Genomic DNA, 26,748 nt, shown 5'->3' with positions numbered 1-26,748 from the left:
TTTTGATGCCATGTCTGCGGAATCCATTTCTTCCGTTGCGCGCGATTCTGATTTCATCACTCGCCAAAGGCGCTGTCCATTCAACGATTCGGGAACGGCACCGCCTAATTCGCCTTGGCGTCCACCATTGCCGTCAGCGTCGACAGCCGGTCGGCGTCGCGCGGCAGCTTGTCCTGGCGCAGGCGGGCGATGCGTGGAAAGCGCATGGCGACGCCCGACTTGTGGCGGGTCGAGCGGTTGATGCCCTCAAAGGCGACTTCCAGCACGAAGCCGAAATCCGGGTCCGCGCGCACCGCCCGCACCGGCCCGAAGCGGTCGACCGTGTTGTCGCGCACGAACTTGTCGAGCACTTCGAGCTCCGCATCGGTAAAGCCGAAATAGGCCTTGCCGACCGGCACCAGCGCCTCGCCATCCGGCGTCTCGGCCCAGACGCCGAAGGTGAAGTCGGAATAATAGCTCGACCGCTTGCCGTGACCGCGCTGGGCATAAAGCATCACCGCGTCGATATTGTAGGGGTCGCGCTTCCACTTGAACCATGGCCCCTTGAGGCGGCCGGCCTGATAAGGGCTGTCCTTGCGCTTGATCATCACCCCTTCGATGACCGGATCAGGCGGCGCGACGCGGATGCGGTCGAGTTCGTCCCAGGTGGTGAACGGCACGAGTTCGGAAAGATCGAAACGGTCGTGCGGCGCCCGTTCGATCACGTCGGCGAGCCGCCTGCGACGTTCGAAAAATGTCTCGGCGCGGATATCGAGGTCGCTTTCGAACAGCAGGTCGTAGGCACGCACGAAGGCGGGGTAGTCGTCGAGCATCTTGGCTGTCACCGTCTTGCGGTTCAGCCGCTGCTGCAGATCGGAGAAGGTGCGCGTCGGACTGTTGGAGCGGGCGGTACCGCCGACCAGCAGTTCGCCGTCGATGACGCCCTCGAAATTGATCGACCCGACGACATCCGGAAAGGCGCCGGTGATGTCGTCGCCGGAGCGGGAATAGAGCTTCTTCGTGCCGCCGTAGCTCGACATCTGCACCCGAATGCCGTCCCATTTCCACTCGGCGGCGTAATCGGCGGGGTCCAGCTTTTCGAGATCGCCCGTCTCGACCGGATTGGCGAGCATGACCGAATGGAAGATCGCCGGCGTCGCCAGAACCGGTTTGTCAGCCCTGCCCTCCAGCCAGGCGAACAGCGGTTCATAAGGCGGGGTCAGCCCGTGCCAGAGGGTTTCGATTTCCGTGACGTCTTTTCCGCTCATATCCGACAGCGCCTGCTTGGCGAGGCGGGCGGAAACGCCGATGCGTAGCGCACCGGTGACGAGCTTCAGGAAGGCGAAGCGGCTCGACGTATCGAGCTTGTCGAGCAGGTCGCGGACGGCGGGGCGCACCTCGGTGCGGCCGAGCGAGTTCATTCTGGTGACGACCTCGCCGAGGCGCGGCTGGTGCTCGTCGTCGATTTCGTCCTTGCGGGTGCCGTCCCAGACCAGCGAGATGGTCTCGGCGAGATCGCCGACATAATCGTAGGAATACTGGAAGAGGACCGGATCCATTCGTTCCAACACGAGATCGCGCAGCATGGCCGGCTTGACGCTTTTCAGATCCAGGCCGCCTGCAAGTGCGGCGAGGCCGTAACCGCGGTCGGGATCGGGCGTATCGCGAAAATAGTCGGCGAGAAGGGTGAGCTTGCCGTTGCGGGACGGGGTGAGGACGAGGCGGTCGAGGAGGGTGGCGAAGGGTTTCACTTTTGCCCCCTCTTTGAGGGCGCGGCGTGTAGCTTACCCCCCTCTGCCTTGCCAGGCATCTCCCCCTCAAGGGGGGAGATCGAATCGCGGCAATGTTTAGCCACCAGCAAACGTCGAAGACTGGGCGACGCAGGCGCGTCTTGCCGATCTCCCCCCTTGAGGGGGAGATGCCCGGCAGGGCAGAGGGGGGTGTCGGCGGCACGAGCGGAAAAGTCCATCCCCATCAATCCCCCTCATCCTCATAGCCCACCAAATGCAGCGGCCGGGCGGGGATGTTCTTCAGCTCGCACCAGCGCACCAGCGCCTCCTCGCGGCCGTGTGTCACCCAGACTTCAGATGGGTCGATCTCCTCGATGGTCGACAGCAGTTCCGGCCAGTCGCAGTGATCGGAGATGACCAGCGGCAGTTCGACGCCGCCCTGTTTGGCGCGCTGGCGCACCATCATCCAGCCGGAGGCAAAGGCGATCAGCGGTTCGTTGAAGCGGCGCGCCCAGCGATCCTGAAAGGCCGAGGGCGGGCCGACGATGACCGCGCCCTTGAAGGCGTCGGGGCTGCTCTTCTCGACGGTCGCAGGCCTTATATCGCCGAGGTCGATGCCCTGGCCGACATAATAATCGCAGAGTCTTGCGAGCGCGCCATGGATGAAGATCGGCTCGTGATACCCGCAATCGCGGATCAGCCGGATGACCCGCTGCGCCTTGCCGAGCGCATAGGCGCCGACGAGATGGCTGCGTTCGGGAAACTGTTTCAGCGAGGTCAGCAGCTTGTCGATCTCGTCTTTCGGATCCGGGTGGTGAAAGACCGGCAGGCCGAAGGTCGCCTCGGTGATGAAGACGTCGCAGGCGACCGGCACGAAAGGTGCGCAGGTGGGATCGACGCCGCGCTTGTAGTCGCCCGAAACAACGATGCGCAGACCTTGCCTCTCGATGGCGATCTGGGCAGAACCGAGCACATGGCCGGCGGGGTGAAAACTCACCCGCACGCCTTCGACATCGATCTCCTCACCGAAGGCGGCCGCCTGCTCCTCGCCGCAGAAATCCTCGCCGTAACGAAGCCGCATGATGTCGAGCGTCTGGCGCGTCGCCAGAACCTTGGCGTGGCCGGCGCGGGCGTGGTCGGAATGGCCGTGGGTGATCAGTGCCCGCTCGACGGGACGGACCGGATCGACATGGAAACGGCCGATCGGGCAGAACAGCCCGGCCGGGGTGGGATGAAGCAGCGCCTCTGGTTTCATGCCCTTGAAGATAGGGCAAAAACGGTCGGACGCCAGATCACTCCGAGGCGGTGGCCGGCTTCTTATCGGCGATCACCGCCTGCGGCAGGCGGACCGGTTTCAGCATCAGGGCGGCGATGAGGCCGATCAGCGCCATGGCGCTGCCGGCCATGAACACCGGCATGAAGGCCTCCGTATAAAGCGTGTGGACCGCGATCTGCGACGGTTCGGGCAATGCGAGCATCATCAGCGGCGTCAGCGAGCCGATATCCTCGACGCCCGGAATGCTGGTGCCGACACCCCGGATGCCGGCGGCGACGATCGCGCCATAGACCGAGATGGCGATCGAGGCGCCGGCCATGCGCATCAGCGTCACCGCGCCGGTGGCAGCGCCGACATCCTCGCGGGGGGCTGAATTCTGTACGCCGATGACCGGCGCCTGCTGGCCGAAGCCGATCGCCAGGCCCTGCATCAGCATGAAGCCGAGGATGACATAGATCGGGGTTCCGACCGGAAGCTGCGAGAAGATGAGGAGGGCAACGATATTCAGCGACAGGCCGATCAGCGTGAACGGCTTATAGCGGCCGGTGATCGAGATCAGCCGGCCCGTCGACAGAGAGCCGATGACGATGCCGAGGGTCGTGGCGACAAAACAGAGGCTTGCGGTCGTCGGCGACAGACCGGTGGTCGTCTGCAGGAAGAGCGCGAAATAATTGGCCATGCCGATCGCCACCGCGCCGGTACAGAAGGAGACGATCAGGAACAGGGAAAAGGTCGAATCGCGGAACAGTTTCAGCGGCACGATCGGCTCCGGCACCTTCCCTTCGACGAAGACCCACAGCACGGCGCAGAGCGCGCCCGCCGCCACGACCACCATCGACTGCCAGGCGACCAGCGAACCGAACAGCGTGACGCTGTCGGCCCAGACGACGACGCTCGCGACGGTTCCCGCCAGCAGGACCGCGCCGAGATAATCGATCTTCGGCTTGCGGATCGGGCGGCGATAGGGAAGCAGAAGCGAAATGCCGGTGACGGCTATGATGCCGATCGGCAGGTTGATCAGGAAGATCGACCGCCAGCCGAACAGTTCGCTCATCGTGCCGCCGAGCAGAGGGCCGAGGCTGCCGGAGGCCATGATCACCAGGCTCGAATAGCTCTGGTATTTCGCCCGCTCGCGCGGCTCGAACAGGTCGGCATTGATCGAGAAGATCGACACCATGATGCCGCCGCCGCCGAACCCCTGCAGCACGCGTGAGGCGATCAGCGAATCCATCGACCAGGCAAGCCCGCAGGTGAGCGAACCGACGGTGAAGATGACGATCGCCGCCAGCATCACGTATTTGCGGCCGAACAGATCGCCGAGCTTGCCGTAGATCGGCATCGACGTGCTGCTGGCGAGGAGATAGGCCGAACCGATCCAGCCGAAACGCTCCAGTTCGCCGAACTCGCCGACAATCGTCGGCAGCGCCGTCGAGACGATCTGGTTGTCCAGCGTCGCCATGAACAGCGCCGTCAGCAAAAAGCAGAAGATCACCAACCGCTGGCGGTGGTTGGCGACGAGCGGCACATGGGCCGGACGGGTCATATCCATGGGTCAATCCAAAGTGTCAGAAATTTATGTGCCTTCAGCATATAATTGTCAACGGCACTTTGATGCGCAGGGCAAAGACCGGTTGGAAAGCCTCATCGGCTTTGATATGTTCGGCAACATGACGAGCAAGAGCCTTTTGAACCGGAAATCCGCTGCCGCCTCACCCTCCCCCGAGGACGTGGCCCGCGTGAGCGAAATGCTCGGGCGGATGCGAATTCTGATCGGCCGGCGGATCATCGGCCGCACCGCAATCGCCAATATCGCGCCAGGCCTGGAAATCTCGCATCTAGACGTGCTGGACGTGATGCGCCGCATCGAAGGCGAGGTGACGGTGGGCGCGATTGCCGAGGCGATGCGTATCGACCCCTCGCGCGGCAGCCGGCTGGTGGCCGATCTCGTCGCCCGCGGCATCCTGCGCCGCGACGCCTCCCAGGCGGACGGCCGCCGTTCGCTGGTCGTGCGCACCGAACTGGGCGACGGCCTGCTGGCCGAGATCCGTTCCGTCAAACGCTCCCTGCTGGCACGCGTCCTGGAGGACTGGCCGGAGGACGAACTTCACACGTTCTCGCTGCTGTTCGAAAAATTCGTGTCGAGCTACGAGGAGGTGTTCGTGACGCCGGAAAAATCCCCGGACGACGCGCTCTCCGAAGCGTCTCCGCCAATGGCGTAGATTGCGCATAAGTTTTACTCCAGTATAATTTTGGGTAGAAACTGGAGGCACGCGCATGAATGTTTCGATTGGTCCCCGCTGGGAAAAATTCATCGAGGAAGCTGTGCAGGACGGGCGCTACGGTTCGGCCAGCGACGTGGTGCGCGAAGGCCTGCGACTGGTGCAGGAGCGCGAGGCGAAGCTTTCGGCACTGAGGGAAACCCTGCGGCGGTCAATCGAGGCCGGCGGAGACGTCAGCGAGGAGGAACTCGATGTTTTTCTGGAAGCCGAATTCGAAAAGCTTGCCAAGGAAGGCTTTTGATTGCGCCAGCTTCGCCATCTCTGCAGCGCTCGCTTAGATTTCGCACAGATCCAAGCCTATATTACGCGAGAAAACGGCAACCCAGCCACGGGACGTGGCTTTGCGAGGCAAGTATGACGTTCCGCAAGCCCAGCCTCATCGAAATGATCGTCCAAGCATTTCTTTGTGCTTTCCTCCTGATGCTCATCGTCGACTACTTCGTAGCCTCGAAGGCGTCTGCATGCTGGCCAAACCCCGATAATACGCAGGGGTGCTATCCTTGGGGAGCGGAGGGTGACCTTTCCTGGGTCTATGCGAACAAGGAAATCTACCTGGGATCATTGTTGGTCTGGGGTGGTATCGCCGCAATGGCTATTTTGTCGCCCTTCGCTATGCCGGGTATTTGGACCGGACTGTTTGCCATCGCGATTATTCTTGCCGCAGGATTCTACAGCGCAGAATGGGTTACAGGGTTCTTGCTATAGCCACTCCTGGAAGATCAGAGCCGCACTCTTGAATGTCCGACACGGGGCCGTTTTTGGGCTTACGTTCTAAATGCCGAGGCCGTCGCCCGGCACATGCGAGACCCGCAGGCGGTCTCGGCCCAGATCCTTGGCTTCGTACATGGCGCGGTCGGCGCGGGCGAGCAGTTCTTCCGGCGTATCGCCATCCTGCGGGAAGAAGGCGACGCCCATGCTGCAGGTGGCGGTGACGCTCTGGTCGTCGATGACGATCGGCTTCGAGATCGCGGTTCGCAATTCCTGAAGTCGGCGCATCAATCCGAGTTCGTCGTGACTGACATTGCTGAAGACGATCGCGAACTCGTCGCCGCCAAGGCGAACCAGAAGATCGGTGACGCGGACGCAGTTGACCATGCGCCACGACAGCGTTTTCAACACCTCGTCGCCGGCCGCGTGACCCAGCGTATCGTTGATCTGCTTGAAATTGTCGAGGTCGAGATAGGCGACCGTGACCTTGCGTTTCTCGCGGCGGGCCTCATGCAGGGCGCGGCTGAACTGCGCCCAGAACAGCGTCCGGTTCGGCAGGCCGGTCAGCGGATCGTGATGGGCCATGTGGTGGATGCGCTCCTCCGAGCGGGCGCGCTCGATGGCGATGCCGGCAATATCAGTCGCCATCGCGGTCAGCTCGAGTTCGAGCTCGGTCGGTTCGCGCGGCGCATCGGAATAGAGCCCGAACGTGCCAAGCACCCGCCCGTCAGCGCCCATGATCGGCGTCGACCAGCAGGAGCGAAAGCCGAATCTCAGCGCCAGTTCGCGATAATTGTCCCAGAGCGGATCGGTCAGCACGTCCTTGACGAAGACAGGTTCGCGTCGCCAGGCGGCGGTGCCGCAGGAGCCGACCTTCGGGCCGATCTCGATGCCATCGATCAGTTTCACATAGGCCGGCGGAAGGCTGGACGCCGAGCCGTGACGCAGCCGGTCCGTACCTTCTTCGAGAAACAGGACCGAGGCCGTGACGTCGTCCAGCTCATCCTCCACCGTCTTGACCAGCGCATCTAGAACCGCCGTCAAAGGCTGGCCGCGAGCGATCATCTCGAGAAGACGCGCATGGCCGTGCCGGCGGTCGTCCTGGCGCTTGCGCTCGGTAATGTTGCGGGAAATGCCAACCAGGCCGACGATCTGGCCGTGAACATCACGCAGCGGCATTTTGGAGGTAGTAAGCCAGAGCACACGGCCGTCGCCCAGCTTGACGCGCTCCTCGCGACCGTCGATCGCCACGCCGGTCGACATGATCTCCTGTTCGACAAGAAACAATTCGCGCGCGGTTTCAGGATCGAGAATGTCGAAATCCGTCTTGCCGATCAGGTCGTTGCCTTCATGCAGCTTGCTGCTGCGGCCGGCTGCGGCATTGGCAAAGACGAAGCGGCCGCGACGGTCCTTTACGTAAATGAAGTCCGGGAGCTGATCGAGAAGGGTACGGGTTTCCAGTTCGAGCGTGACCAGGGCAACGTCGAGGTCGATATCGCTGTCGGTGGAAACGCGCAGGAGACGGCTGCAGAGCTCGTCGAGCGGATCGGGGGCAAACGTCAAGGGCATGCTATGCGACATGGGTCCCGCCATCCGAGTGCCTCCTTTTCATTTTCAACAGAAAATACGCGGGAACTCGCGCCAATTGCCCTATAGCATGACGGAGAATTCCTTATCGTTGCTTAAAATCATCGTGAAATTGCCATGATTGAAGCTTGGGCAGAAGTCTTTTTACTGAGCTGTCCAAGACTTTTAGCGTAATAACAATATAAAGGACTGGCATAGAAAATGCTTTATTGACGCCAGGAGGAGGCGCTGGATGATTTCGAGACGGGCGGCGTTGACGATGATCGCGGGTGCGGCGGCTGCCGGAACCTTGCCTCCCCGCGTTTTCTCCGCCCCACAAGGCTTTCCGTCGGTCGATCTGCGCGGCTCGATCGATGCCGGTGCGCATGGCGTCACCCCTGACGGTGGAGACAAGCAGAACCGCAAACTCGCAGAGATTATCGCCAAGGCGGCGCGCCAGAACATGCCGGTCTTCCTGCCGCCCGGAAACTACCCGGTGTCCAATCTCGACCTGCCCGAAGGTACGCGCATCACCGGCGTACCGGGCGCGTCGCGGCTCGTCTATTCCGGTGACCGACGGATGCTTACGGCCGACGGGGTGCGCCGCATCGAGCTTTCCAACATCGTCATCGACGGAGCGAACCGCCGGCTCGACGACCAGAGCCCGGCGCTCGTCCATATGCGTGGCATCGGTGAGATCGTCATCGACAATTGCGAGATCATCGGTGCCCGCAAGACCGCCGTGCAATTCGAGCGCTGTGGCGGGCGGATCGAGCGGAGCCGGATTTCCGGAGCCGCCGAATATGGCCTCTATGCGGTCGAGAGCAGCGGACTTTCGGTCACCGGCAATACGGTCTCCGACTGCGGCAATGGCGGCATCCTGATCTATCGGTGGACCAAGGGCGCCGACGGCACGATCGTTTCCGGCAATCGTATCTCCCGGATCGGCGCCACCAACGGCGGCACCGGCCAGTATGGGAACGCGATCAACCTGTTCCGGGCCGACAACGTGATGGTGACCGGCAACCAAATCTCGCAATCGGCCTTTTCGGCGATCCGCGCCAACAGCGCCTCGAATGCCCAGATCGCCAACAATACCTGCCTTGCCTCCGGCGAGACGGCGATCTACGTGGAATTTGCCTTCGAGGGTGCGATGGTCTCAGGCAATATCGTCGACGGAGCCGCGAACGGCATATCGGTCGTCAATTTCAACGAAGGCGGAAGGCTTGCGACCGTCGCCAACAATATCGTCCGCAACCTGAAGCCCACCGGCCCCTATGTGATGGACGGAGCGATCTTCGGGGTCGGCATCAGCGTGGAGGCGGATACCGCGGTGACCGGCAATGTCATCGAGAACGTGCCGCTCTGGGGCTTGGCGCTCGGTTTCGGGCCCTATCTGCGCAACGTGCTCGCCAGCAACAATATCGTCCGGCAGGCGACGGTTGGCTGTGCGGTCACCGTGGTCGAAGGGGCCGGCAGCGCGCTGATTGCCGGCAACCTGTTCGAGGCGGTGAAGGACGGGGCGGTGATCGGCTATCGCTGGAAGGCGCCGTCCACGGCCGAGCTGGTGCGCGGCGACGGGCAGGCCCAAGGGTTCAAGCATCTGACGATCGAGAACAACCGGGTCGCTTGACCGCTTGATTCATCGAAAACTTTCATCATCGTCCAACGCGGATTGGTCTTCCGTTTTGCCCGCGCTGCCCGTAGCTTGCGCTCGCATTTTCTGGAGGGACTTTAATGCTGAAAATCTATGGCGTTTATCGCTCGCGCGCCACGCGCCCGCTCTGGCTCGTCGAAGAACTGGGTATTCCTTTCGAACAGGTACCGATCATCCAGGGCTACCGCCTGCCCGAACCGATGGCGGCTGGCGCGCCGATCAACACGCTGTCGCCGGAATTCCTGGCGATCAACCCGATGGGCTCGATCCCGTCGATGGATGACGACGGTTTCGTGCTGCACGAATCGCTCGCCATCACGCTCTATCTCGCCCGCAAATACGGCGGCGAGCTCGGCCCGAAGGATATCGCAGAAGAAGGCCAGATGGTGCAGTGGTCGCTGTTCGGCGCAACCAGCGTCGAGACCCCTGCCCTGAAGATCTCCGCCACGATCGCCGGCGGCCGGGCAGAAACGGAAGAGGGCAAGGCCGATATCGAGGTTGCCGCCCGCACCCTGAAGCGTCCGTTCGACGTGCTCGAAAAGCACCTTTCCAGGACTAGCCACATGGTCGGCGGCCGCTTCACCGTTGCCGACATCAACGTCGCGGAAGTCGTGCGTTATGCTCAAGGGTACGCGCCGCTGTTCGACAGCCGCCCGGCATTGAAAGCCTGGATCGAGGCCGCCCAGGCCCGCCCGGGCTTCAAGGCAATGTGGGACAAGCGGACCGCCGAACCGGCGTAACGCTTTATTTCCGGCTCTCCGAGAGCGGCGGCAGTTCCGTCTTCAGCCAATCCCGGAAAGCCTTCACCTTCGCCGGCAATCGTGCGCCGGCGCGGGTGACGAGATAATGCCCCATGCCGGTATGCGCCCGGATCGAAAACGGCTCGATCAGCCGCCCCTGTTCCAGCGCGTAGGTGGCGAGCGTATGCCAGGCGAGCATCACGCCCTGGCCCGCGATCGTTGCGTCGAGGCAGAGCGAGGCGTCGTTGAAGACGTGGCGGGTCGCCATGCCGGCGCCGGACAATCCCGCCTCGTTCAGCCAGATCTCCCAGGAAAACATCGAGGGACCGTCAATGATCGCCGGCAGTTTCAGGATGTCCTTCGGCTCGTTCAGTTTTTCTGCAAGCGCCGGCGAGCAGACCGGAAACACCGTCTGCTCGATCAGCAGTTCGGCATCGACGCCCGGCCAGGTGCCCGGCCCGACGCGGATGCCGAGATCGATATCGTCGACGCCGAGATCGGCAAGCCTGGTCGTCGCATCGATCCGCAGCCGAATTTCCGGATGCAGGCTTGAGAACCGGTCGAGCCGGTGGACGAGGAAGCGCGCCGCAAACACCGGTGCGACGGAAATGGTCAGCAGCGCATCGTCCTGCTGGCGGCCGATCACCACCGCTTCAGACAGCGCATGAAATCCTTCGGTCAGCCGCGCCAGCATCGGCCGCGCCGAGTCGGCCGGCATCATGCCCTTCGGCAGGCGCTGAAAGACCGGCTGGCCGAGCTGGGCTTCCGCCTTGATGACTTGCTGACTGACGGCGCCGACTGACACGCCGAGCTCGTCCGCCGCCGCCTGCAGCGAGCCGAGGCGGCCGACCGCCTCCAGCGCCCGCAAGCCGTTGAGATGCACGAGGTTGAGATTGCCCATATAGATTTTCTATAATCTTCTTCTCAAGAACTCAATTGAAAATGGGAGCAACAGAGCCGATATTGCCTTTGCAAATGGTAACAATTTGCGAGGTGACGGTCATGGGACCGCTGAAGATTTTCTTGAACCTGAAAACCTGGTTGGAAACGCCCGAAACATTGACGGACCTGCAGTCGAACGACCCGTTCCGTCATCCCGACATCCGCGCGATGGACCTGCGGCAGCTTGCCGACCTGCCCTTCCCGCGCCCGCTTCACGCTGAGACGAACCGCAACAAAGCGCCTCTCGCGAAATGCGCCTGACGGCCTTATGATCCGCGTCCCGAAAGGGTGGATCATATGCCTGACGTCAAAAATTCGATATTCGAGCGGCTGAAACTGCTCGCGGCCCAAGCAGGGCTGCCCGAGGTCGAGCAATCGACCCATTACGGCACACCGTCATTGAAGGTGGGCGGCAAGGCTTTCGTCTCGATCAAGAATAACGAGACCATCGTGCTCGCCATTCCGGTCGACGAAAAGGAGCGGCTGATCGAGATGGCGCCGGAGATCTATTTCCAGAGCGACCATTATCGCGGCTGGCCGTCGCTGCCGGTCAGGATCGAGGAGATCGGCGACGAGGAACTCAAAGTACGGCTGGTGGCGGCATGGCGCTTTCGGGCGCCGAAAAAGCTTGCCGCCACCTACCGGGGTTAGCACACTAGAGGGATCAGGCCGCGGTCGCGGCAGCCTGCTCGGCCAGGGCACGCTGAACGGCCGGACGCTGTCTCATCCGCTCGTAATGCGCATTGACCTTCGGGAAGTCCGCACGTTCGAGCTTCATGTTGGCGAGCCAGTCGGTCATCAGGTAGAGATAGGGGTCGGCGACCGAATAGGTTTCGCCGAGCACATAGGGGCCTTCGAGCAACGAGTCCTCGATCACCTGAAAGCAGTCATGAAAGACCTTTGGCGCCTTGGCGACCATGTCGTCGAAGGAGGACTGGTTGTCCGCCCAGCGATAACCGCGGCGCCAATGAGCATAGGCGACATGCACCGTCGAGGCTATATAGGCGTTGAACGCCTGCATCTTGCCGAACAGGAACGGGTCGTCGAGCGGCGCAAGCTTCGCATCGGGTGCCGCCTGGGCGATGAAGGCGAGGATCGCAACGGACTCGGTGATGACGCCCCGATCGGTCGCGAGTGCCGGAACACGGCCTTTCGGATTGATCTTCAGAAAAGCTTCCGACTGCTGTTCCTTGTCGGCGAATTTCACCCACTTGATCTCGTAGGGAAGACCGGATTCGGCAAGCGCGATATGGCTGGCCAGCGAACAGGCATTGGGCGAAAAGAACAGCGTATACATGAAAATCCTCCGTTGAGCGGCGATGTTCTAACACGGTTTTTCGAAGCCGAAAGCCTCAAACCGGCGATCAATTGACGCCGGTCAACTGACTCCTGGCACATCCTCCAGCCGACGCCAGACCGGAATGCCGCGCTCATTGGCAATCCTGACGTCGTTGTCAGCGCCCTTGGAGGCACCCGGCAGACGCAACACGCCTTCGCAGAGCTGCAGCAGGCGTCCGGCGACCGGGTGAAAGATCTCCTCGTAGAGATCGTCGCCGACATGCTTTCCGCCGGCCGCGTGCCAGACCGGCAGCGCCACCCATTCGCCGATCATCGGCACGTGACCGGCCTCGAACAGCGCGTGGGACGGCGCTTCGAGCCGTTTCAGGTTCTCGGCCATCTTCTGAGGGTCGTCATTGGTGCCCGAGCGGTAAGGGCCTGCAATCAAGATCAACATCTTCGCTTCTCCAACTTGTCCGCATCCATCGCGGAACTGCACGAATTAGCCTGAAATGCTTTACATCAGCGGCAATATCAGGCATAAATGCGCTTATTCATGCAATTTCGTGCAGAGTCAAGACCATGCTGACAAGCCAACGCAAGAGCCTCATCCTCGATATGCTGCGCCAGGAGGGACAGGTCGTCGCCAAACGGGCGGCGGAAGAGTTTTCGCTATCTGAGGATACGATCCGGCGGGATCTTCGGGAGATGGCGGCGGAAGGACTGCTGCGGCGCGTGCATGGCGGGGCGATGCCGGCCTCTCCCGACCTGCCGGATTTTTCCGCCCGCAGGGTGGTGTCATCGGATGTGAAGCAGCGGCTTGGCAAGGCCGCAGCAGACATGGTGAAACCTGGCCAGACGATCTTTCTCGACGGCGGCACATCGACGGCGGAAATCGCCCGCGCGCTACCCCGCGATTTCCGCTTCACCGTCGTCACCCACAGCCCGACGATCGCGGCGGACCTCGAGCATCATCCGACGGCGGAGGTGATCCTGATCGGCGGAAAACTCTACAAACATTCAATGGTGGCGACCGGCGCCGCGGCGATGGCGCAGATCGCGCTGATGCGGCCGGACATCTTCTTCCTCGGCATCACCGCCGCCCATCCAGTGCGCGGGCTCTCGACCGGCGATTTCGAGGAGGCGGCGATCAAGCGCCATATCGCAGCATGTTCGATGGAGACGATCACGCTCGTCACGGCGGAAAAGCTGGATGCGGTCTCGCCGCACGTGATCATGCCGGTTTCGGGATTGTCGGGCATGATCGTGCAGGAGGGGATCGAGGAGGAGCGGCTGGCACCCTATCGGGCGGTGGGGGTTCATGTGGCCGAGAGTTAGGGCGGCGCTTTGCCGCCGCAAGTGACGCCTGCTCGCCACTCTATGGCACGCCCTATCCTCGTGGTCGTCATCCTCGGGCTTGACCCGAGGATCCACCGCCGCGTCTGCGGCGAAGGGACTTTTTTTTCATGCGAAGGACTTCGCGTGGATGGATCCTCGGGTCAAGCCCGAGGATGACGGCGTATATGGGAGCCGGCTGCCCCAAAGCCTTGTCCGGTGGATTGTATTCCGACCGAAGCAGTCTCGCCAACCTCACGCAAACAGCGCGTCGGTCACCCTGACATCGCCCACATGGATGCCGTTCCAGTTCTTCATCGGCTTGTTGGCCATCGCCATCAGCTTGCCATGCACATCGCCGCCCTTTTCGAAATAGCGGGCGATCAGGGCGAAGATCATGGCTTCGGCGGCGCGCGTCGTGCCGTCCTCGCATTTCACCGCCATGGCGATGCCCTGGTCGGGAAGTGCTGCAATGAAGACGCCTTCGGCGCCGGTCTTGGCGAAGATCTTGCCGGGCGCGACTTCCATCAGCCTGGTGCAGGCGCGGTTGGTGCCGGCGACATAAAAGGGTTCGGCCATGCAGGCATCCATCAACCGGCGCGAGGCCTTGGCGCGCTCAGCGGACAGGGTGTTGCCGGTCGCCATTTTTGCAAAACCGTGGGCAAGGCCCTTCAGCGGCACCGCATAAGTCGGGATCGAGCAGCCGTCGGTGCCGCAATTCTGGTGGCCGATGATGGCGCCGGTCAAGGTTTCCATCGTGCCGCGGATTTCGGCCTGCAGCGGATGGTCGTAATCGACGTAGCCTTCCAGGTTCATTCCCGTGTGGACGCAGGTGCAGACGAAGCCGGAATGTTTGCCGGAGCAGTTGTTGTGAAGTGCCGTCGGCGCTTCGATGGTGCGGGCCTGATGGATCAGCACCGCCTGTTCCGAGGACCAATGGGCGCCGCATTCGAGCGCGCTGTCGTCGCGGCCGGCCTTGCTCAGCATCGAGGCGGCCATCGCCACATGCGCGTCCTCGCCGGAATGGGAGGCGCAGGCAAAGGCGAGTTCCTTGTTGCCGAAGCCATAGGCATCCGCCGCACCGCTTTCGATGAGCGGCAGCGCCTGCATAGCCTTGCTGGCGGAACGGGGGAAAACATGCGCTTCCGCCTCCCCGAACGAAAACAGCACCTTGCCGTCACCATCGACGACGGCACCGAGCCCGCGATGGCGGCTTTCGACCAGGTTGCCTCTAGTGACTTCGACGGTAACGGGGTTTTGCATGGTCTGTCCTGAAATTGCCGGTTTCAATGTGCCTATCGTCTGGCGATATCACAGGCTCTTAAACGAGTCCGGCGGGATTTTCATGGGGGGCCGTATGAAATCGGTTAAGCGGTTGTTTCTGGTCATCTTCATCGTTTACCTGGTTCCGACCTTCGCGTCGGCAGGGTTGTGGGCGATCAGGGACCGGCCGTCGGGCTGGCGCGATGCGCGCTGGTCGTCGGCGGGCATCCTGCCGAAACCTGAGACAAGCAACGAAGCGGCAATCTACGTCTTCTTGGCGACGACGGGAGGCCTGAAGGGCGCGGTCGCGAGCCATGCCTGGATCGTCTTCAAGGAAAAGGGCGCGAAAACCTATACGCGTTACGACAAGGTCGGCTGGGGTTCGCCGATCCGCCGTAACGGCTATTCGCCTGACGCCTACTGGTATTCCAACACGCCGCAGCTCGTCACCTCGGTGACCGGCCCGAAGGCGGAACTGCTGATCCCCAAGATCGAGGGCGCGATCGCCGCCTACCCCTATGCCAAGCCGGGCGGTTACACGATCTGGCCGGGACCGAACTCCAACACCTTCGTCGCCCATGTGCTGCGGACCGTGCCGGAACTCGACGCCGTGCTGCCGCCGCACGCAGTTGGGCGCGACTATCTGCCGGACGGCGAATTCATCCACGTGGACGACGACTGGCGCGACATACATCTGACCGTGCGCGGCCTCATCGGCCTATCGGCCGGCCTGCGCAGCGGGTTTGAGGTGCACTTCCTCGGCCTGGTCGCAGGCCTCGATTTCGCCAATCCCGGCATCAAGGTGCCGGCACTCGGGCGGATCGGGATTTAAGATGGCAGCTATGCATGAAATGCAAAACGCCCGCGGATGCGGGCGTTCGACATAAATAGAGGTCAGATGGCGATCAGAAGCCGACGGCCTGACGCGCAACCCGGCGGATATCGCCCTGGGCGATGCCGAGATCGTTGAGTTCGCGCGGTGTCATACGGCCCAGTTCGGCAACCGTCTGACGATACTTGCGCCAATTGTTGAGAGTGCGTGCGACGTTCATGATGGTTCCCCTTTCCTGGGATTTTCGAAGCTTGAGCGCCAGTCCTTGGCGCTCTCGTTTGCTTCGATGACGCTTATATAAGCTCATCAAACGTGCACTGAAAGCGCCCACTTGGCAGGCCACCTATGCGAGGGGCGCATAGGTGTTCTCATATTAGAAATAATGAAAAATGAAGAGCCGCCAGCCAGTAAAGCGGCTTTGAATGAAGGGCCATAAAATGGAAAAGGGCCGCTCGAGGCGACCCTTCCATGAGTTTGGTCCGGTTGAACGAACCCGGGGCGCTTCGTGAGCTCCCCGAAGGAAGATGAGGTTCAGGCCGAGGGTTGCCCCGTCAAGACCGCCACCTTTCCATTGCCCGTTACACAGACCGAAATCTCACTAGACATTGGATCACCTTCCTTTCACTACGTTGACGATGATTAAAAGGTAGGGGCCAAAGCCTGAGTCTGCAAGCCACGTTATATAAACGATCGCGAATTTAATTGAGTTGCGGAAGCGACCATCCGCCCCTAGAATTCGCCAGCTTTGATCGAGGCAGATTCTCCCCTTCAGCTCAACGTCACAACGATCTTGCCGATTTCCATCAGCTTGTGGGATCGGAGATCAGGCTGCGTCCGCGATATCCAGCCGGACGGAAAGCCCAACTTTCCCAGCCAATTCAACGAGTGCGTCCAGACTGAAATTTGCGATCCTGCCCCGCAGCAAGTCGTTCAGGCGCGGCTGGGTGATGCCGAGGCGAGCCGCAGCATCCTTCTGGGTCACATTCCAGTTCCGGACCTTCTGCTCGATCGCAATCAGCAGAGCGGAACGCATAGACATATTGGCCGCTTCCGCCGGGGTGTTTTCCAGCGCGTCCCAGACATTTGAAAAGCTCTGACGTTCCATAGGTCCAATCCAATCAGATCTGCCGCAGACGCGCGGTGGCGATATCCAGATCCCGCTTTGCCGTCTGCTGCGTCTTCTTTTGAAACGCATGCAGGACGTAGACGGCATCTTCTATTCTGGTCACGTAGATGATGCGAAAAGCGCCCGCTTCGTCGCGGATGCGGATTTCCCGCACACCCGCTCCGATCGTCGTCATCGGCTTCCAGTCGCTCGGCTCAAGGCCGAGTTGAATTTTGTGCAACTGGACGCCCATTTCCTTACGGGCGACCTCCGGAAAATCCCGCAGGCGATCCAACGCATCTCCGAGAAATTCCAGCCGCTTCATATCGGTCCACGATTTATATCAAAACAAGTATAGCTCTACAAGACGACTATGCAAGCGTCACCACGATCTTGCCGATGTGGCTGCTGGTTTCCATCAGTTTGTGGGCCTCAACGACCTCTGCGAACGGCAAGACGGAGTGGATGACCGGCGCGACCGTTCCGTCTTCCAGGAGCGGCCAGACCTCAGCCAGGAGATCGTCGCGGATAGCGCGTTTTTCGTCCGCGGTGCGCGGGCGCATGGTCGAGCCGGTGACCGTCAGGCGCTTGACCATGATCGGCGACAGGTTGACCTTTTCAGCGACGTTGCCGCCGAGGAAAGCGATGATCGCCAGGCAGCCGTCCTTGGCGAGAACCGAGAGGTTCTTTTCAAGATAGGCCGCGCCGATCATGTCGAGCACGACATCGACGCCCCGGCCGCCGGTTTCCGCCTTGATGACCTCGGCAAAGTCCTCGGTCCTGTAGTCGATGCCTTTGACCGCGCCGAGCTTTTCGCAGGCCTCGCATTTTTCCGTGGAGCCGGCCGTCGCGTAGACCGTCGCGCCGAACGCTTTGGCGAGTTGGATGGCAGTGGTGCCGATGCCGCTGGTGCCGCCGTGGATGAGCACGCTTTCGCCTTCGGTCAGGCCCGCCATCTGGAACAGATTGGCCCAAACGGTGAAGAAGGTTTCCGGCAGCGCCGCGGCCTTCACTGCGTCAAAACCCTTCGGCCAGGGCAGCGCCTGGCCCGCCGGCACGACGCAATATTCCGCATAACCGCCACCGTTTGCGAGCCCGCAGACCTTGTCGCCGAGCTTGAATTCGCTAACGCCCTCGCCAAGCGCTACCACTTCGCCGGATATTTCCAGGCCGAGGATCGGGCTTGCATCCTTCGGCGGCGGATAGGCGCCCTTGCGCTGCTGCACATCGGGACGGTTGATGCCCGCCGCCTCGACCCTGACCAGGATTTCGCCCGGTCGCACCGCCGGCAGCGGACCGTTCGCGATGGTCATCACCTCCGGCTCTCCGAAGGACGGCAGATCGACGAAACGCATTTCGGTGGGAAGCGGCATGGAAGGACTCCTCTCAGAACCAGCCATCGACTTACGGCCGGCGTCGGGCACTGACTTAGGACAGTCCCCGGCTGATAGGAAGGCGGCGTTCCGCCGCCTAGGTCATTTTGTCTCGCCGAAACTCGCGAAAAACAGACCGGCTTCGTTTTCCTTGGCCTGCGCCTTGACGGTGGCGATTTCCGCACCAATGCGGCCGACATCGTCAAGCAACAGGCCCTGGGGCAGTTCAAGCACGCCGATCGAGCAGCGCAGCAACGGGAAATCCCGCTCCGTGCCGGAGCGGTCGTGACCGCGGATCTTGCCGGCAGCACGCTCTTCCGGGGAATAGAGTTGGACGACGTCGTCGTGGAAATCGGAGAGCAAGCGCCCGAGGATTTCATTGAGTTCCTCACGGGTCCAGTCGCAAACACCGATGAAGAAGTCGTCGCCGCCGACATGACCGAGGAAGTCGCCATCGGAGAAGAAATAACGCTTCACCAGGGCGGCAAACAGCGAGATCGCATGGTCGCCCATCTGGAAGCCGTAATGATCGTTGAACGGCTTGAAGTTGTCGAAGTCGCAATAACAGAAGAAGCGGGTCTCGTCGTCGTCGCGGCCGGTCTCCTGCATGAAATCGCGGATGGCGCGGTTGCCCGGCAGGCCGGTCAGCGGGTTCTGGTCCTGGGCGATCTTCAACTGCTTTTCGTTGATGACCTTGATCAGCGAGGCGGCCGAGACGACCCCCGCATACCGCATGTTTTCGGTGAGGATGACGCAGGCGCTGTTTTCCATATTGGCAAATAGGGTCATCAGTTCCTCGGCTTCCGCATCCAGCCCGACGATCGGGGCGCGGTCGACGAAATGCGAGATCGAGCGTTCGTAGACCTTGTTCTTCAGGAGATCGCGGCCGAAGGGCTGATAGATATATTCCTTGAGATGGTATTCGTTGATGACGCCGCGCGGCTCGCCATTGGCATTCAGCACCGGGAAAAAGGCCTGGCGCGGATTGCGGCGGAACAGGTCGAAGACGCTGTCGATGCTCTGGTTCTCATAGACGGTCGGCAGGTGTTCGATCTGCTTGCGGATGAGGATTTCGTCGAGCGACTGACTGGAGCGACGGGTACGGCCGATATCGGCGAGATAGGGGAAGGACGGCTGCAGTTCGGACACGAAGGTCGTCGGCCGGGCAATGAACCAGCCCTGGACGAGATCGACGCCGTATTCGCGGCAGACGAGAAATTCCGCTTCCGTCTCGATGCCCTCGGCAATGACGCGGATGCCGAGCACGTGGGCGATGCTGACGATGTTCTTGACGAGGTGGCGCTTGCGCGGGTTCTTGTCGATGCCGGCGACGAAATGGCGGTCGATCTTCAGATAATCGACCGGATAGTCGCAGAGCAGTTTCATTTCACCATGGCCGACGCCGAAGTCGTCGATCGCCAGCTTGAAGCCTTCCTTCCGCATCTGAGTGACCAGATCGGCGAATTCCGGCACGCTGGTATTGTCGAAACGCTCGGAGAACTCGAAGCAGACGGAGGACGGGGCGATATTCGCCTTGCGCAGGTGCTGCACGACCTTTTCGAGGAAATGTTTGCCATGGCGGATCAGCCGGACGTCGAGATTGAGGAACAGCGTCTGGGACGAGAAATCCGGCAGGCTGGCAAATTTCGCCAGCGCCCGGGTTGCCATCATCTGTTCGAGTGCCAGAAGCTGGCTGGTCTCCTGGGCCTCATCGAGCAGTTCGAGCGGTGAGGAGAAACCGATCCGTTCCTGGCCGCGCAGCAGCGATTCATAACCGAAGACGGAACCGGTGCCGACTTCGACGATCGGCTGGAAGGCATTTTCCAGAACCAATTTTGCCAGGGTGACAAGCTGATCGCTCGCATACCGGCGGAAAACGCCCGGTTCCAAGATGGCCGCAGACGACATTACTCATTACTCCACTGCGCAATGGCCTAAAACATGCCTAAAACACGAATGTCAGGTTCCCGGAAATTGGTCAAAAATACCTTTCCCGAACATGAAGCTTGGATGAAAGTTTTGTGACGATAAAAGGCATTTTTATGCAATATTTGAAAGGCTTAACCGCAACCTCAACGTGCTTCAGGCCTTGGCCGCAAGCGCCAGCGCAATCAGTGCCCAGCCCTGTATCGTGAGATCGATCGCCAAGAACAGGCCGAGGATCCAAAGGCTGTTGACCGGCCAGCCGAAGGCGATGACGAGACCCGCAAGCCCTGTTATGACGCCGCCGAAAATGAACCATCCGGAACCTCGCATCGGCCGCATCTTGAGCCCGATCCAGAGGCGAAAAATGCCCGCGACGATCAGCGCCATCGCTATGAAGAAGGTAACGATGGCGGCGGTCAGCGCCGGATTCCAGAAGGCGAGCAGACCGGCAATGGTATAGAGGATGCCGCTTGCCGCCCAGAACAGGATATGATCCCAGCCTTTCACCTGGAAAGCATGGACGAGATAGGCGATGCCACCCGTCAGCATCATCATGCCAATGTAAAAGACCGACGCGACGGTCGCCACCAAGAGATTGGCGAGGGCGAGAAAACCGAGGATCAGCAACAGAATGCCGAGGGCCAGAAACCAGCCCCACTTATCACGGACCGTCGCGACCGACGGCGTATCCAGACCAAACGTCATGGCCAACCCCCTTTTGCAAGAACCTCACCCGAACATTAAGGGATAAGATGTGGAGTAGGCTTGATCCGGGTCAACGGCGCGCTTTTGCGACAGGAAGGTTCGCAATCGCTTCTTGATTGGCGAGAGGATCAAAAATAACTCATTTCACTGAGGGAATCTAAGGCACGATCGAAATGGTGACAGCCAAGAGACGAAGCGTAACGAGCACCCTCCCCGAAGGCGGCATTGCAGGTGATGACGTATCGCGGCCCATCCGCAGCAGAGCGCGCGGCTGGATCCTCGGGTCAAGCCCGAGGATGACGACAGAGAGGCCCAAGATGACGACGGAGAGGCCCCGGGATGACTACGGAGAGGGAAGTGCGACAGATGCCCAAAGAGACCTCTGAGCGAATTGCAACGTTTCCTATTTCGCCGATCGATCCCATACGCTCCGTCATCCTCGGGCTTGACCCGAGAATCCACGCCCCACCAAGCGGCATGCTATGCGTGACAATCCGCGCCTTGGGCGCCCACGTCGACTTTTGAGGACAGCATGACCAAACCCAATATCCTCATCGTCATGGTCGACCAGCTGAACGGGACGCTGTTTCCCGATGGGCCGGCTTCGTTCCTGCATGCGCCGAACCTCAAGGCGCTTGCCGCGCGCGGCGCCCGGTTTGTCAACAATTACACGTCCTCGCCGCTCTGTGCGCCGGCGCGTGCCTCGTTCATGGCAGGACAGCTGCCGAGCCGGACGCGGGTCTACGACAATGCCGCCGAATATGTCTCGTCGATCCCGACCTTCGCGCATCACCTGCGCCGCGCCGGTTATTACACGGCGTTGTCGGGAAAAATGCATTTCGTCGGGCCTGACCAGTTGCACGGGTTCGAGGACCGGCTGACGACCGATATCTATCCGGCCGATTTCGGCTGGACGCCGGATTATCGCAAGCCGGGTGAGCGGATCGACTGGTGGTATCATAATCTCGGTTCGGTGACCGGCGCGGGCGTCGCCGAAATCACCAACCAGATGGAATATGACGACGAAGTCGCCTTTCTCGCCAACCAGAAGCTCTATCACCTCGCCCGCGAGCGGGACGATGCGAAGCGGCGCCCCTGGGCACTGACCGTCTCCTTCACCCATCCGCACGACCCCTATGTGGCGCGGAAGAAGTTCTGGGATCTCTACGAGGATTGCGAGCACCTACTGCCGGACGTCGGGCCGATCCCGCTCGAAGACCAGGACCCGCATTCGAAGCGGATCATCTTTTCCTGCGACTACAAGAATTTCAACGTGACGGAGGAGAATGTCCGCCGCTCGCGAAGAGCCTATTTCGCCAACATCTCCTATATCGACGAGAAGGTCGGCGAACTGGTCGACACGCTGACGCGGACACGGATGCTGGACGACACGATCATCCTGTTCTGCTCCGACCATGGCGACATGCTCGGCGAGCGCGGGCTGTGGTTCAAGATGAACTTCTTCGAAGGTTCGGCCCGCGTGCCGCTGATGATCGCCGGTCCCGGCGTGCCCCCTGCCCAGCATCTGGCACCGGTTTCCAACCTCGACGTGACGCCGACGCTCTGCGACCTCGCCGGCATTTCGATGGACGAGATCAAGCCCTGGACGGACGGCGAGAGCCTGAAGCCGATGATGGAGGGTGTTCCGCGCACGAGCCCGGTGCTGATGGAATATGCCGCCGAAGGCTCTTATGCGCCGCTCGTCGCCATCCGGGAGGGCAAATGGAAATATATCCATTGTTTGCTCGATCCGGACCAATTGTTCGATTTGGAAACCGATCCCAAAGAGCTCAATAACCTTGCCGACGATCCGGACTTTGCCGAGATCGTTGCCCTGTTCCGGCGCAAGCGGGAGGATCGGTGGGACATGGGTGCCTTCGACGCGGCGGTGCGCGAAAGCCAGGCGCGGCGCTGGGTGGTCTACGAGGCGCTGCGCAACGGCGCCTATTACCCCTGGGACCACCAGCCCTTGCAGAAAGCATCGGAGCGCTACATGCGCAACCACATGAACCTCGACAATCTCGAAGAGTCCAAACGCTACCCGCGCGGAGAATGAGATGAAAGCCCAGCCGATCGCCAGCCATTTCATCGACGGCGAATATGTCGAGGATACCGACGGCACCGTCATCGAAAGCCTCTATCCGGCGACCGGAGAGGTGATCGCACGCCTGCATGCGGCGACGCCGTCGATCGTCGAGAGGGCGATTGCCGCCGCCAAGCGTGCCCAGCCTGAATGGGCGGCGATGAGCCCGACCGCCCGCGGCCGCATCCTCAAGCGCGCCGCCGACATCATGCGGGAGCGCAACCGCGAGCTTTCCGAACTGGAGACGCTCGATACAGGCAAGCCGATCCAGGAAACCATCGTCGCCGACCCGACTTCGGGCGCCGACAGCTTCGAATTTTTCGGGGGTATCGCAGCGGCAGGACTCAACGGCAGCTACATTCCGCTGGGGCAGGACTTTGCTTATACGAAACGGGTGCCTCTGGGCGTCTGCGTCGGCATCGGTGCCTGGAACTATCCGCAGCAGATCGCCTGCTGGAAAGGCGCCCCGGCGCTGATCTGCGGCAATGCCATGGTGTTCAAGCCCTCGGAAAACACGCCGCTCGGGGCGCTGAAGATTGCTGAAATTCTCATGGAAGCCGGGTTGCCGAAGGGGCTCTACAACGTCATTCAGGGCGACCGGACGACCGGACCGCTGCTCACCAACCATCGCGATGTCGCCAAGGTATCGCTGACCGGCTCGGTGCCGACCGGCCGCAAGGTGGCGGCAGCGGCAGCCGGGAGCCTCAAGCATGTGACGATGGAACTCGGCGGCAAGTCGCCGCTGATCGTCTTCGACGACGCCGATATCGACAGTGCGATCGGCGGAGCGATGCTCGGCAATTTCTATTCGACCGGCCAGGTCTGCTCCAACGGCACCCGCGTCTTCGTGCAGCGGAGCATCAAGGAGACATTCCTGTCGCGCCTCAAGGCACGCACGGAAAACATGGTGATCGGCGATCCTATGGACGAGACGACCCAGATCGGCCCGATGGTCTCCTTCGACCAGCGCCAGAAGGTGATGAGCTATATCGAAAAGGGCAAGGCTGAGGGTGCAACGCTCATCACCGGCGGCGGCATTCCCAACCACGTCACCGGCGAAGGTTACTACGTGCAGCCGACTGTGTTCGCCGACGTCACCGACGAGATGACGATCGCCCGCGAGGAGATTTTCGGGCCTGTCATGTGCGTGCTCGATTTCGACGACGAGGCCGAAGTGATCGCCCGCGCCAACGGCACCGAATTTGGCCTTTCGGGCGGGGTGTTCACCAGCGATCTCACGCGTGGACATCGGGTTGCGGATCAGTTGGAGGCCGGGACGTTGTGGATCAACACCTACAATCTCTGCCCGGTGGAGATCCCCTTCGGCGGCTCCAAGCAATCCGGCTTCGGACGGGAGAATTCGCTGGCGGCGCTGGAGCATTATTCCGAGCTGAAGACGGTCTATGTGGGCATGGGCAAGGTCGAGGCGCCGTATTGATGTTCACCACGGCTGTCGTCGCGCAAGTCCGCCCCCCTCTGGCCTGCCGGCCATCTCCCCCACGAGTGGGGAGATTGGCTGGGGGCGCAGGCTTCCCCAAACAACAGGCGCAGCGACTCGGCCCGTGGTCAATTTGGCGGGAAGGTCGGGCCAGTTGTGATCTCCCCACCCGTGGGGGAGATGGCCGGCAGGCCAGAGGGGGGCTGGCACGTCACGACCTCAAAAAGATGTCTGGAGAATACTGACATGCTTCAGGCAGATTTCGTCATCATCGGTTCCGGTTCGGCAGGCTCGGCCATGGCCTACCGCCTGTCGGAGGACGGCAAAAATTCGGTGATCGTCATCGAGGCCGGCGGATCCGATTTCGGGCCGTTCATCCAGATGCCGGGCGCTCTGGCCTGGCCGATGAGCATGAAGCGCTACAACTGGGGTTATCTTTCCGAGCCCGAACCGAACCTCAACAACCGCCGCATCACCGCACCGCGCGGGAAGGTGATCGGCGGGTCGTCGTCGATCAACGGGCTTGTCTATGTCCGGGGGCACGCCGAAGACTATAACCGCTGGGAAGAGCTTGGGGCGACCGGCTGGGCCTATGCTGACGTGCTGCCCTATTTCAAGCGCATGGAGCATAGCCATGGCGGCGAGGAAGGCTGGCGCGGCACGGACGGGCCACTGCATGTAAAGCGTGGGCCGGTGACCAATCCGCTCTTCCATGCCTTCATCCAGGCGGGCTCCCAGGCCGGTTTCGAGATGACGCAGGACTATAACGGCTCGAAGCAGGAAGGTTTCGGGCTGATGGAACAGACGATCCATAACGGCCGGCGCTGGTCCGCCGCCAACGCCTATCTGCGGCCGGCGCTGAAGCGCAAGAATGTCGAATTGATCTATGGGCTGGCGCAGAAGATCGTCATCGAGAACGGCCGCGCCGTCGGCGTCGAGATTTTTCGCCGCGGGATCAGCGAGGTGATCCGCGCCAACCGCGAGGTGATCGTCTCGGCCTCCTCCTTCAACTCGCCGAAACTGCTGATGCTCTCCGGCATCGGGCCGGCGGACCATCTGAAGGAGATGGGCATAGAAGTCACGGCCGACCGGCCGGGCGTCGGCGCCAACCTGCAGGACCATATGGAATTCTATTTCCAGCAGGTTTCGACCAAACCGGTATCGCTCTATTCCTGGCTGCCCTGGTTCTGGCAGGGCGTGGTCGGCGCACAATGGCTGCTGTCGAAGGGCGGCCTCGGCGCCTCCAACCAGTTCGAGGCCTGCGCCTTCCTACGCTCAAGCGCCGGGCTCACGCAGCCTGATATCCAATACCATTTTCTGCCGGTAGCAATCTCCTACGACGGCCGCGCGGCGGCGAAAAGCCACGGATTCCAGGTGCATGTTGGCTATAATCTGTCGAAATCGCGCGGAAGCGTGACGTTGCGATCGCCCGATCCCAAGACCGATCCGGTGATCCGCTTCAACTATATGAGCCATGCGGAAGACTGGGAGAAGTTCCGCTATTGCGTGCGGCTGACCCGAGAGATCTTTTCCCAGAAGGCATTCGACCAGTATCGCGGGCCGGAAATCCAGCCGGGCGAACAGGTCGAGACGGACGACCAGATCGACGCCTTCCTGCGCGAGCACCTGGAAAGCGCCTATCACCCTTGCGGCACCTGCCGCATGGGCCGCGCCGACGATCCGCTTGCCGTGGTCGACCCGGAATGCCGGGTGATCGGCATCGAGGGCTTAAGGGTCGCGGACTCGTCGATCTTCCCGCATGTGACCTATGGCAATCTCAACGGCCCCTCGATCATGACCGGAGAGAAGGCAGCCGATCATATCCTCGGCAGGACGCCCCTGCCCCGCAGCAATCAGGAACCCTGGGTCAATCCGCGGGCGATGGTGAGTGATCGGTGATCAGTGGCGCAGAACGTAAGGTACGCGAATTCCCGGCAGATTTGCAGGAAAGTCCTTCGTGTTCCTTGTGACGAGCAGCATTGAATGAATATCCGCGCTCGCCCAGATGATCGCATCGGGTAGCTTCATCTTATGCCTCTGGCGAAGAGCCACAGCCCGCTCGGCAACCGCATCGTCGAGCGCGATGATATTCAGAGCATTCAGGAATTCTCGGGTTGCCGCAGCAAGATGTGGAGGCACGCCGACGAGCACCTCCATCCACGTCACAATGCTGATGCATGGATTTCCGTATCGTTCAAATTCCTCACGCCCTTCGGGTACGGAGTTCAGATAATCGACAATAATATTCGTATCGAGAAGGGCGCTATCGCTCACCATTCACCGCGGACTTTTCGTTGAAAATCCAAGCCGTCCACGGCGCGATCACCCCACAGGCCAAAAGCTTCAGCTCTCTTTTGCTTGTCACTTTTTTGCAGAAAATCGCGCACAGCACGCTCGATCAGAACAGACCGAGATATGTTTTCCTTCTGCGCCAGACGGTCCAGTGCCTCGACTTCAGCTTCTGGCAACTCAACAACGGTCTGCAAGTCAGCCTCCACAGCCATGATTGATCGATAATACTAAAAATGATGCG

General features: G+C 61.2%; 28 protein-coding genes. 12 read left to right on the top strand and 16 right to left on the bottom strand.

Features of this window, described 5'->3' with window-relative positions; all coding sequences use genetic code 11:
* Positions 1–104 precede the first annotated feature (104 nt).
* The 3 genes from MOV63_RS13750 to MOV63_RS13740 form a co-directional block, all read right to left on the bottom strand.
* On the bottom strand, positions 105–1,730 hold the full coding sequence (locus tag MOV63_RS13750; RefSeq protein ID WP_247034248.1) for a cisplatin damage response ATP-dependent DNA ligase: 1,626 nt from the start codon (positions 1,728–1,730) through the stop codon (positions 105–107).
* Between the two features lie 223 nt (positions 1,731–1,953).
* Positions 1,954–2,964 carry a ligase-associated DNA damage response exonuclease gene (locus MOV63_RS13745; protein ID WP_247034247.1) on the bottom strand — a complete coding sequence of 337 codons (1,011 nt, stop codon included), beginning with the start codon at positions 2,962–2,964 and terminating at the stop codon, positions 1,954–1,956.
* 37 nt (positions 2,965–3,001) lie between these two features.
* Entirely contained in the window at positions 3,002–4,534 is a 1,533-nt protein-coding gene (locus MOV63_RS13740; RefSeq protein ID WP_247034245.1) for an MDR family MFS transporter, read from the bottom strand.
* A 118-nt stretch (positions 4,535–4,652) separates the two neighbouring features.
* On the opposite strand from MOV63_RS13740, the gene MOV63_RS13735 reads away from it, so the two are divergent.
* The 3 genes from MOV63_RS13735 (at position 4,653) to MOV63_RS13725 (ending at position 5,969) form a co-directional block, all read left to right on the top strand.
* Complete coding sequence (locus MOV63_RS13735) at positions 4,653–5,204, top strand: MarR family winged helix-turn-helix transcriptional regulator (RefSeq protein ID WP_247034279.1); 552 nt, start codon at positions 4,653–4,655, stop codon at positions 5,202–5,204.
* 55 nt (positions 5,205–5,259) lie between these two features.
* A complete protein-coding gene (locus tag MOV63_RS13730; protein ID WP_247034243.1) occupies positions 5,260–5,505 on the top strand; it encodes a type II toxin-antitoxin system ParD family antitoxin in 246 nt (81 codons plus the stop codon).
* A gap of 113 nt (positions 5,506–5,618) precedes the next feature.
* The gene (locus tag MOV63_RS13725; protein WP_247034241.1) at positions 5,619–5,969 is read left to right on the top strand and encodes a hypothetical protein; all 351 of its coding nucleotides are present in this window, start codon (positions 5,619–5,621) and stop codon (positions 5,967–5,969) included.
* A gap of 66 nt (positions 5,970–6,035) precedes the next feature.
* Here MOV63_RS13725 and MOV63_RS13720 read toward each other — a convergent pair whose 3' ends face one another.
* Positions 6,036–7,565: a diguanylate cyclase domain-containing protein gene (locus MOV63_RS13720; protein WP_247034240.1), complete on the bottom strand. Its 1,530-nt coding sequence runs from the start codon at positions 7,563–7,565 to the stop codon at positions 6,036–6,038.
* 226 nt (positions 7,566–7,791) lie between these two features.
* Between MOV63_RS13720 and MOV63_RS13715 the strand changes: the two genes are divergently transcribed.
* Together MOV63_RS13715 and MOV63_RS13710 are read left to right on the top strand one after the other, a co-directional pair.
* Positions 7,792–9,171: a TIGR03808 family TAT-translocated repetitive protein gene (locus tag MOV63_RS13715; RefSeq protein ID WP_247034238.1), complete on the top strand. Its 1,380-nt coding sequence runs from the start codon at positions 7,792–7,794 to the stop codon at positions 9,169–9,171.
* A gap of 104 nt (positions 9,172–9,275) precedes the next feature.
* Positions 9,276–9,935 carry a glutathione S-transferase family protein gene (locus MOV63_RS13710; protein ID WP_247034236.1) on the top strand — a complete coding sequence of 220 codons (660 nt, stop codon included), beginning with the start codon at positions 9,276–9,278 and terminating at the stop codon, positions 9,933–9,935.
* A gap of 4 nt (positions 9,936–9,939) precedes the next feature.
* Here the strand turns inward: MOV63_RS13710 and MOV63_RS13705 are convergent, their stop codons facing one another.
* Positions 9,940–10,836 (bottom strand): LysR substrate-binding domain-containing protein, encoded by an 897-nt coding sequence (locus MOV63_RS13705; protein WP_247034234.1) that lies wholly within the window; start codon positions 10,834–10,836, stop codon positions 9,940–9,942.
* A 122-nt stretch (positions 10,837–10,958) separates the two neighbouring features.
* Between MOV63_RS13705 and MOV63_RS13700 the strand changes: the two genes are divergently transcribed.
* Together MOV63_RS13700 and MOV63_RS13695 are read left to right on the top strand one after the other, a co-directional pair.
* Positions 10,959–11,138, top strand: a complete 180-nt coding sequence (locus MOV63_RS13700; RefSeq protein ID WP_247034232.1) for a hypothetical protein — start codon at positions 10,959–10,961, stop codon at positions 11,136–11,138.
* A gap of 36 nt (positions 11,139–11,174) precedes the next feature.
* Positions 11,175–11,528 (top strand): MmcQ/YjbR family DNA-binding protein, encoded by a 354-nt coding sequence (locus tag MOV63_RS13695; RefSeq protein WP_247034230.1) that lies wholly within the window; start codon positions 11,175–11,177, stop codon positions 11,526–11,528.
* Positions 11,529–11,541: 13 nt separating this feature from the next.
* Here MOV63_RS13695 and MOV63_RS13690 read toward each other — a convergent pair whose 3' ends face one another.
* Positions 11,542–12,174: a glutathione S-transferase family protein gene (locus MOV63_RS13690; protein WP_247034229.1), complete on the bottom strand. Its 633-nt coding sequence runs from the start codon at positions 12,172–12,174 to the stop codon at positions 11,542–11,544.
* Between the two features lie 81 nt (positions 12,175–12,255).
* On the bottom strand, positions 12,256–12,612 hold the full coding sequence (locus tag MOV63_RS13685; RefSeq protein WP_247034228.1) for a DUF4406 domain-containing protein: 357 nt from the start codon (positions 12,610–12,612) through the stop codon (positions 12,256–12,258).
* Between the two features lie 125 nt (positions 12,613–12,737).
* On the opposite strand from MOV63_RS13685, the gene MOV63_RS13680 reads away from it, so the two are divergent.
* Entirely contained in the window at positions 12,738–13,493 is a 756-nt protein-coding gene (locus MOV63_RS13680; protein ID WP_247034227.1) for a DeoR/GlpR family DNA-binding transcription regulator, read from the top strand.
* A 252-nt stretch (positions 13,494–13,745) separates the two neighbouring features.
* On the opposite strand, the gene MOV63_RS13675 is transcribed toward MOV63_RS13680, so the two are convergent.
* Positions 13,746–14,753: an asparaginase gene (locus tag MOV63_RS13675; RefSeq protein ID WP_247034226.1), complete on the bottom strand. Its 1,008-nt coding sequence runs from the start codon at positions 14,751–14,753 to the stop codon at positions 13,746–13,748.
* A 94-nt stretch (positions 14,754–14,847) separates the two neighbouring features.
* Between MOV63_RS13675 and MOV63_RS13670 the strand changes: the two genes are divergently transcribed.
* Positions 14,848–15,585 (top strand): DUF3750 domain-containing protein, encoded by a 738-nt coding sequence (locus MOV63_RS13670; protein ID WP_247034225.1) that lies wholly within the window; start codon positions 14,848–14,850, stop codon positions 15,583–15,585.
* Between the two features lie 73 nt (positions 15,586–15,658).
* On the opposite strand, the gene MOV63_RS13665 is transcribed toward MOV63_RS13670, so the two are convergent.
* The 6 genes from MOV63_RS13665 to MOV63_RS13640 all read right to left on the bottom strand — a co-directional run bounded on the left by MOV63_RS13665 (position 15,659) and on the right by MOV63_RS13640 (position 20,694).
* On the bottom strand, positions 15,659–15,805 hold the full coding sequence (locus MOV63_RS13665) for a DUF1127 domain-containing protein (protein ID WP_007751079.1): 147 nt from the start codon (positions 15,803–15,805) through the stop codon (positions 15,659–15,661).
* A 603-nt stretch (positions 15,806–16,408) separates the two neighbouring features.
* Entirely contained in the window at positions 16,409–16,690 is a 282-nt protein-coding gene (locus MOV63_RS13660; protein WP_038584608.1) for a helix-turn-helix domain-containing protein, read from the bottom strand.
* Between the two features lie 13 nt (positions 16,691–16,703).
* Entirely contained in the window at positions 16,704–17,015 is a 312-nt protein-coding gene (locus tag MOV63_RS13655) for a type II toxin-antitoxin system RelE/ParE family toxin (RefSeq protein ID WP_247034224.1), read from the bottom strand.
* Positions 17,016–17,061: 46 nt separating this feature from the next.
* Positions 17,062–18,063, bottom strand: coding sequence for an NAD(P)H-quinone oxidoreductase (locus MOV63_RS13650; RefSeq protein WP_247034222.1), 1,002 nt, complete (start codon positions 18,061–18,063; stop codon positions 17,062–17,064).
* A 102-nt stretch (positions 18,064–18,165) separates the two neighbouring features.
* Positions 18,166–19,971, bottom strand: a complete 1,806-nt coding sequence (locus MOV63_RS13645; protein WP_247034220.1) for a bifunctional diguanylate cyclase/phosphodiesterase — start codon at positions 19,969–19,971, stop codon at positions 18,166–18,168.
* A gap of 174 nt (positions 19,972–20,145) precedes the next feature.
* The gene (locus MOV63_RS13640) at positions 20,146–20,694 is read right to left on the bottom strand and encodes an HdeD family acid-resistance protein (RefSeq protein WP_247034219.1); all 549 of its coding nucleotides are present in this window, start codon (positions 20,692–20,694) and stop codon (positions 20,146–20,148) included.
* A gap of 532 nt (positions 20,695–21,226) precedes the next feature.
* On the opposite strand from MOV63_RS13640, the gene betC reads away from it, so the two are divergent.
* The 3 genes from betC (at position 21,227) to betA (ending at position 26,114) form a co-directional block, all read left to right on the top strand.
* Complete coding sequence (gene betC / locus MOV63_RS13635; protein ID WP_247034218.1) at positions 21,227–22,750, top strand: choline-sulfatase; 1,524 nt, start codon at positions 21,227–21,229, stop codon at positions 22,748–22,750.
* A 1-nt stretch (position 22,751) separates the two neighbouring features.
* On the top strand, positions 22,752–24,215 hold the full coding sequence (betB, locus tag MOV63_RS13630; RefSeq protein ID WP_247034217.1) for a betaine-aldehyde dehydrogenase: 1,464 nt from the start codon (positions 22,752–22,754) through the stop codon (positions 24,213–24,215).
* A 246-nt stretch (positions 24,216–24,461) separates the two neighbouring features.
* Entirely contained in the window at positions 24,462–26,114 is a 1,653-nt protein-coding gene (gene betA, locus MOV63_RS13625) for a choline dehydrogenase (RefSeq protein WP_247034216.1), read from the top strand.
* Here betA and MOV63_RS13620 read toward each other — a convergent pair whose 3' ends face one another.
* Positions 26,115–26,492, bottom strand: a complete 378-nt coding sequence (locus MOV63_RS13620; RefSeq protein ID WP_247034215.1) for a type II toxin-antitoxin system VapC family toxin — start codon at positions 26,490–26,492, stop codon at positions 26,115–26,117.
* Positions 26,486–26,701: a ribbon-helix-helix protein, CopG family gene (locus MOV63_RS13615; RefSeq protein ID WP_080719124.1), complete on the bottom strand. Its 216-nt coding sequence runs from the start codon at positions 26,699–26,701 to the stop codon at positions 26,486–26,488. Before MOV63_RS13615 ends, MOV63_RS13620 begins: the two co-directional genes overlap by 7 nt.
* Between the last annotated feature and the right edge of the window lie 47 nt (positions 26,702–26,748).

Source organism: Neorhizobium sp. SHOUNA12A, assembly GCF_023006505.1.
In the GTDB taxonomy this organism is placed as follows: domain Bacteria; phylum Pseudomonadota; class Alphaproteobacteria; order Rhizobiales; family Rhizobiaceae; genus Neorhizobium.
Note: the sequence above shows the minus strand (reverse complement) of the source record. Positions and strands in the feature narration are given on the sequence as shown.